We start from the raw sequence: 6,350 nt of genomic DNA, 5'->3' as shown, positions 1-6,350 counted from the left end.
TGAACGTCGAGACAGGCGCGGTAGCCGTCCGCGGTCTCGAAGGTCAGGTGCGTGGTCTCCGGCGGGACCGCGCCCCGGTCGACCACGGCCGAGACGGGCGTTCCGCGCCAGTCGGCCGTCCACCGGTCGCCCGTCGCACACCGGATCTCGACTGCGCGTTCGACGGTTTCGAGCCGACTGAAGTCGATCTCGGAGAGGGAGATCGCCGGTCCCGTGCGAGACGCCTCCGTGGTGTGACTCATGGCGAGAGCGTCAGCTCGTCTGCGCGTCGGCGCGCTCGGCGGCCGATCGCGACTCGTCGACCGTCGACCTCGCCGTCTCGCTGTGTGACCGCCGCCTGAGCGCTCCGACCGCGTCCATGACCCCCTCGGCGAGCGACTCGAACGCCCTCGCCGCCTCCGTGTCGTCGTTCGAGACGGCCGGCTCCCCCGTCTCGCAGGCCTCGCGGATCGACGGGTCGAGCGGGATCTCGGCGAGCAGCGGCCGGTCGAACTCCTCGGCGATCCGCTCGCCGCCGCCGGCGTCGAACACGTCGTGGGCGTCCCCGCAGTTCGGACAGACGAACGTGCTCATGTTCTCGACGAAGCCGAGCACCTCGGCGTCGTGTCTGTCGAACATCCTGGCCCCCTTCCGCGCGTTGTCCAGAGCGACGTCCTGCGGCGTCGTGACGACGACCGACCCGAGGACCGGCATCTGCTGGAGCATCGTCAGCTGCGCGTCGCCGGTTCCCGGCGGGAGGTCGACGACGAAGTAGTCGAGGTCGCCCCACCGCGTGTCGTCGTACAGCTGCGTGAGTACCTTGTCGACCATCGCGCCCCGCCAGATCACGGGGTCGTCCTCGCCGACGAGGAAGCCGATGCTCATCAGCTTCAGCCCGTGTCGCTCGACCGGGATGATGGTCTCGTCGTCCTCGGCCATGCCGGGGTGGTCGTGAACGCCGAGCATCCGCGGGATGTTCGGGCCGTACACGTCGGCGTCGAACAACCCGACGTTGGCTCCCCGCTCGGCTATCGCCGTCGCGAGGTTCACCGCGACGGTGCTCTTCCCGACGCCGCCCTTGCCGGAGGAGACGGCGATCACGTTCGGGGCGTCCTCAATCAGTCCCGCCGGCGTGTCGTCGTCGATCGCGATCGACAGCGACGGCTCGTAGCCCGCCTCGCGGACGACCTCTCGGACCCGCTCCGCGAGCCGGCTCTCCGTCGGCGAGTAGGGTGCCCCGAGCGCGAGTTCGACGTGTGCCACCCCGTCGTCGACCTCGACATCGCCGATGATCCCGAGCGAGACGATGTCCGCGTCGCCGTCGGTCTGCGGCGCTTCGGTGAGCGCCGGGTCGTCTATCTGTGCTAACTCGTCGCGTAATTCTGTGGTCATCGTGAATTCACCGTGTTGATCGCGCGGCCGTCGCGGCCGCCGTCCGTTCGTTCGCTCGCGGTCCGATCCAGTGCCGCGTCGAGCTTGACCGACGCCCGCCGCCACAGGGTCGCCTCCCGGTTCTCGGCGAGCGCGTCGAGCCGGTCGACGGCGTCTTCATGACGGTCGCTCCCGACGAACGCCGCCCAGTCCTGTAGCGTCTCGAACTCGAAGACGAACTTCGAGTCCGCCGACGCCCGGCGGCCGCCGGTGAGCACCTCGAAGGCGGCGACCGACTCGTGTCCGACCCAACCGATGATATCCGTCGCGACCCAGGCGTCGAACCGCTCACGCCGGTCGTCGAGGATGTCGAACTCGACCTCGTAGACGACGTTTGTACTGTACATCGTTACCTCCGCTCGCCGAGTCGGTCACGGTGGGATTTCACCGTCGCGAGGGCGAGCTCGACGATCCCCGCGTAGTAGTCGTGCGGATCGGCCTGCTGGATCCGGGCCATGTAGGTCGGGAGCCACTCGGCCAGGTGCTCGTCGAGCAGCCACCACTTGGCGTCCTCGACGTCGGGCTCGTCGGCGTCGGCCTCGGTGTCGTCCATCGTCAGCAGTTCGCCGAGGAACTGCAGTTCTAAGCCGAGGTGATCCGGCGGCTCGTTGCTGCCAGTGGTGTCGACGTCCACGCCGGCCCACCGGTAGCCCTGTCTGATCTCGGTGGTGGTCTCGCTGTAGAAGCCCCCGCCGACGTACATCGACTCGTACGGCGGGTCGGGATCGCTCTCGGAGATCCCCCTGAAGAGGTGCGTGTAGGCCGTCCGGAGGGGTTCGACGTCGGCCTCGCTTCCGTCGGCGATCCGCCCGAGAGCGGTCTCTATCTCCACCGGCAGCGACTCCGCGGTCGCCAGCCACTCCCGCGCCCACGCCCCGACGGCGTCGACGCGCTCGCGGTCGGGCCGACTGAGGAGCTGCTCGCCGAGGATGCGATACACCCGGGCGTCGACCGGGCTCTCGTCGGGGGAGTCCGCCGGCTCCCGCGAGGCGGGATTGTCGGCTTCCGGTTCGGTGTTGGTGGAGCTCATCGGTCCGATCCCACCTCCGCGGGGTCAGAGACCACGGGCAGCGTCTTGGCGAACACCAGCATGACGAGCGCGACGAGCGCGGTCGTCCCCATCAGGTTCAGCCACTCGTAGATCGAGGGCGTGTACTCACCGACCTGGTACGGCAGGTCGGGGTACATCAGCCCGCCGACGATCAGCCACGTTTCCTGGTGGAGGATCCCGACGAGCATGACGCCCGTCAGGAGGGCCGTCCCCAGCAGGCTGAACCGGTCGACCGCGTGCTGTATCGTGAGGTACGCCGTCGGGACGACGATCGCGACGATCGCGAGTACCAGCAGGGGCGCGAGCGGTCCCTCGAAGATGAGTGCGGTGACGTTCGGATCGGCCATGTCGGCGGCGAACGATCCGGTCTGGATCTCGTAGAACGTCCCCAGCAGGTAGGTGAACGCGAACGCGCCGGTCACGGCACCGAACCGTCTGAGCGTCCGGTCGGTGAACACGTCGTCGAGCCCGTACGCGTAGCGGAGGACGCAGCCGACGAACAGCACCGCTGCCGCGCCGGTCGTCATGCTCGCCGCGAGGAACGTCGGCCCCTGAATCGCGCCGAACCAGTTGATGTTGACGCCGAGCGGGCCCCACAAAAGCGGGACGACCCCGCCGCCGACGACCGGGATGAACACGAGGACGAGCGCCGCGAGCCACCATGTGAGACCTTTCCCGGTCTCGGTCTCCGACGGCTCGTAGCCGATCAGCAGCGCGTCGTAGACCGGACCAAGCGCCGCCGGAAGCGCGTCCCGCTCGGAGAGTTCGTAGACGTCCGCGCGGAGCGACGCGACCAGGTAGACGACGGAGATGGTTCCGAGCCCCGCCAGCAGGATCACGTCCCACGCGATCGGCGACTGGAGGGGCAGGTAGATGAGCGTGTTGAGCACGCGGAACGGCTGCCCGAGGTCGAAGACGATGTGCAGGAAGCCGACCCCGAACGCCAGCGGCGTCAGCAGCTCGCCGATGCGGGCGTACGGCCGGTACTCGTCCATGTGGAACACGCGGATGATCGCCGACAGCGCGATGGCACCGACGCCCATCGCCGACCACCAGCTGAACGCGCCGATGTCGAGCCCCCACGGGACCCCGCCGTCGGTCCCCCAGTTGTGTAGGCCGGTGATACCGTGACCCTGCGTCAGGACGGTCACGAAGCTGTACACCATCGCGAGCACGACGAGCCCGGCGACCGCCAGCATCGCGTAGTAGCGGGGGCCCGGATCCGCGAGCGTCGCCGCCCGCCGGTCCGAGCCGGTGGGGGTACTCATTGGCCCACCTCCACGTCGGTCGAGCGGCTCTCAGGCGGGTTCTTCTCGATCTCGATGGCTTCCTGCGGGTCCTTGAACGTGTCCGCGTCCTCGATGGTGCGGGCGTCGTCGCCGGGCTCGTCGCCGATGTAGACGACGTTCGGCTCGGTGCCGCGGTCCTCGAGCAGCTTGAACGTCGACGACGAGGACTTATCCTCGAGGTGCTGATTGGGATCGCTTTCGGGATCCTCCATGTCGCCGAACTTGATCGCGTCGACCGGACAGGTCTCCTGGCAGGCGGTCGTCCCCTGCTGGCCGCGTTCGGGGTTATCCTGGCGGTGCGCACACATCGTACACTTGCTCATCACGCCCTCCGGCTGGGGGCCGGTCATCTGTGTACCGCGGGGTTCGGTGGGCTCGTCGAGTATCGGGTCGTGCCACGGCGGCTTGCCCTCGCCGGGCGCCTCGTCGCCGAGCGCCTCCGCGAAGGTGCCCGATCCGTGCGTGTCGTCGCCGTTGTGCTCGTTCGATTCGGAGCCGTACCCGTACTGGGCGTCTTCGGGGTGTTCGAACTGCGCGTAGTTGACGCCGTACGGGCAGCCGATCTCGCAGTACCGGCAGCCGATACAGCGGTCGTAGTCGGTGAGGACGATCCCGTCCTCCTCGCGTTTGAACCGCGCCGAGGTCGGACAGGCCGACGCACAGGACGGCTCCGAGCAGTGCTGGCACGGCCGGGGCATGTTGGTCTGTTCGGTGTTGGGATACTCGCCCTCCTCGAAGCGGAAGACGTGCATCCAGAACGCCCCCCGGGGCGTGCTGTTCTCGACCTTACAAGCCTCCATACAGGCCCGGCAGCCGTAACACCGCTCCAAGTCGATCGCCATTCCGAGTTGTGTCATCAGTCGTCACCTCCCTTGGGTTCGACCGTCGCACGGATCGTGAACGCCTGGCCGTTGTCGAAGCCGAGGTAACCCGGGCCGCTCGGCAGGATCTTGTTCGCGTGAATACCCTCGTCGAGTTCCTCGGTTACGGGATCTTTCCAGTTCCCGTGAGAGTGCGGGAGTCCGACCGACCCGAGTTTAATCCCGTCTTGAACCATCACGATCCCCTCGCTCTCATAGGTCTCGCCGGTCTGGGCGTTGTGCGTCTTGAGAACGGCCTCGTCGCCCGTCTCGACGCCGATACGGTCCGCATCCTTCGGGTTCAGCCGGATCGACGCTCGGGGCGCGATCTCGTTGAGCAGCTTGTTGTTGGCACTCCGGGACTGCTTGTGCTCGATCTGTTTCCATTGGAACAGCGTGAGATCGTACTCCTCGGGGGAGTCGTACATCGTCGGCTGTCGCCAGGTCGGGAACGCGGTGTAATCCTTGAGGTACGGGAACTCCGCCTCCGGATCGTCGAACTTCGAGTCGGCGAACAGTTCGTCGACGCGCTCGCCGAGTCGGAACAGCGTCTCGCTGTAGAACTCGTGTTTGGCGTCATAGGGGTTGAACTCGCCGTAGCCGTTGTCCATCCCCCACGTGTAGGCGTAGCGGTTGCCCTCGCCGACCTCCCACTCGTTGGTGATGACGTTGCCCTCGCGGAACCACTCTAAGCTCTTGCCTTTCGTCTTCGCCCAGCGGTCGAGCCCATCACGCAGGAACTCATGGGGGTCGTCGGGAGCCTCACTGGCCCCGCTGTAGGCGTATTCGGTGCCGTCGAGGCCGAGTTCGTCGTTGATGTCGAGGACGTACTCATCGAAGGCGTCGACCGCTTTGGCCATCTGAATGAATATCTCGGCGTCGGGTTTGCTGTTCCACATCGGGTCCATCGAGGGGAACCGGATGTGCTTGATGTCGGCGTACCCGTTCCAGCCACCGGTCGGCCCCTGGAGCTTGTCGGCGGTCGCCGCCGGCAGCACGTAGTCGGCGGCCACGTCGGCGGTCTCGCTCATCCACGGATCGACGACGACCGTCGTGTCGACCTTGCTCATGCTCTCGATGACCGTGTCAGTTCCTGCCGCCGAGTGAATCGGATTCGCCATCTGGACGATCCACGCCATCTCCTCGGGATCGTAGGGGAGATTGTATTTGTCGGGGTTGGTCTGGCTGACGTGGCTCTGAGAGTACGCCGTCGAGTCAATGGGGTGGAACATGCTCCCGCCCAGCGACGGCCCGTCCGGGTTCGGCGTGATCTTCTCCGGGTGGAACGCCTGGTCGCGGAACGGGAGGCGGTAGTCCTGTGGCTCGGCGTACTTACCCTTCCGGACGCGGGTTGAGCCCACGACGTCGACCGCCCCGACCAGCATCGACGCGTGGTACTGGGCCATCGTCGTTTGGACGCCCATCTCCTGTTGGGCGACGTGGTAACCGTGGGTACCGACGGGTCGGTACGGGATCTCGATGCCGTTCCGTTCGACGGTCGCACCGATCTCGGCGTTCTCACCCCAGTCGAGGGCCGTCTGTTCGATCTCGTCGGCTTCGAGGTCGGTGATCTCGGCGGCCCATTCGGGATCGTACTGGGAGATCTGATCGAGGTAGAGGTCGAAGGCCGGTCGCGCCTCGACGCCATCGACCTCGTAGGTTCCTCGCAGGGCGACGTTCTCCGGCGACGACGCCTCCTCGTGGGCGACGGCCTCGCCAGCGGCTTCGTCCCAGACGAGT

6 protein-coding genes and 1 pseudogene are annotated in these 6,350 nt (G+C 67.0%); all 7 read right to left on the bottom strand.

The genetic code is table 11. The annotated features are described in order from the left end of the window. Positions 1-242 (bottom strand): annotated as a pseudogene (locus BN903_RS17690) (hypothetical protein); the annotation flags it as partial. Between the two features lie 10 nt (positions 243-252). Then, the gene (locus BN903_RS14100) at positions 253-1,371 is read right to left on the bottom strand and encodes an Mrp/NBP35 family ATP-binding protein (protein ID WP_048078335.1); all 1,119 of its coding nucleotides are present in this window, start codon (positions 1,369-1,371) and stop codon (positions 253-255) included. Beyond that, positions 1,368-1,757 (bottom strand): hypothetical protein, encoded by a 390-nt coding sequence (locus BN903_RS14095; RefSeq protein WP_048078334.1) that lies wholly within the window; start codon positions 1,755-1,757, stop codon positions 1,368-1,370. Before BN903_RS14095 ends, BN903_RS14100 begins: the two co-directional genes overlap by 4 nt. Positions 1,758-1,759: 2 nt before the next feature. Further along, the gene (locus BN903_RS14090) at positions 1,760-2,440 is read right to left on the bottom strand and encodes a molecular chaperone (RefSeq protein ID WP_048078333.1); all 681 of its coding nucleotides are present in this window, start codon (positions 2,438-2,440) and stop codon (positions 1,760-1,762) included. Further along, positions 2,437-3,729, bottom strand: a complete 1,293-nt coding sequence (nrfD, locus tag BN903_RS14085) for an NrfD/PsrC family molybdoenzyme membrane anchor subunit (protein ID WP_048078332.1) — start codon at positions 3,727-3,729, stop codon at positions 2,437-2,439. Before nrfD ends, BN903_RS14090 begins: the two co-directional genes overlap by 4 nt. Beyond that, a complete protein-coding gene (locus tag BN903_RS14080; RefSeq protein ID WP_048078331.1) occupies positions 3,726-4,607 on the bottom strand; it encodes a 4Fe-4S dicluster domain-containing protein in 882 nt (293 codons plus the stop codon). The genes nrfD and BN903_RS14080 overlap by 4 nt, the downstream gene beginning before the upstream one ends. Further along, positions 4,607-6,350, bottom strand: a 1,744-nt coding sequence (locus tag BN903_RS14075; RefSeq protein ID WP_048078330.1) for a molybdopterin dinucleotide binding domain-containing protein, incomplete at its 5' end; no start/stop codon positions are given. The genes BN903_RS14080 and BN903_RS14075, both read right to left, overlap by 1 nt.

The organism is Halorubrum sp. AJ67 (assembly GCF_000513435.1).
The sequence above is the reverse complement of the archived record's forward strand: the minus strand, read 5'-3'. Positions and strand labels throughout refer to the sequence as shown.

Excerpts from the sequence above, each read along its gene's own strand:
- BN903_RS14100 (WP_048078335.1), bottom strand. The coding sequence starts at position 1,371 with ATGACCACAGAATTACGCGACGAGTTAGCACAGATAGACGACCCGGCG.
- BN903_RS14095 (WP_048078334.1), bottom strand. The coding sequence starts at position 1,757 with ATGTACAGTACAAACGTCGTCTACGAGGTCGAGTTCGACATCCTCGAC.
- BN903_RS14090 (WP_048078333.1), bottom strand. The coding sequence starts at position 2,440 with ATGAGCTCCACCAACACCGAACCGGAAGCCGACAATCCCGCCTCGCGG.
- nrfD (WP_048078332.1), bottom strand. The coding sequence starts at position 3,729 with ATGAGTACCCCCACCGGCTCGGACCGGCGGGCGGCGACGCTCGCGGAT.
- BN903_RS14080 (WP_048078331.1), bottom strand. The coding sequence starts at position 4,607 with ATGACACAACTCGGAATGGCGATCGACTTGGAGCGGTGTTACGGCTGC.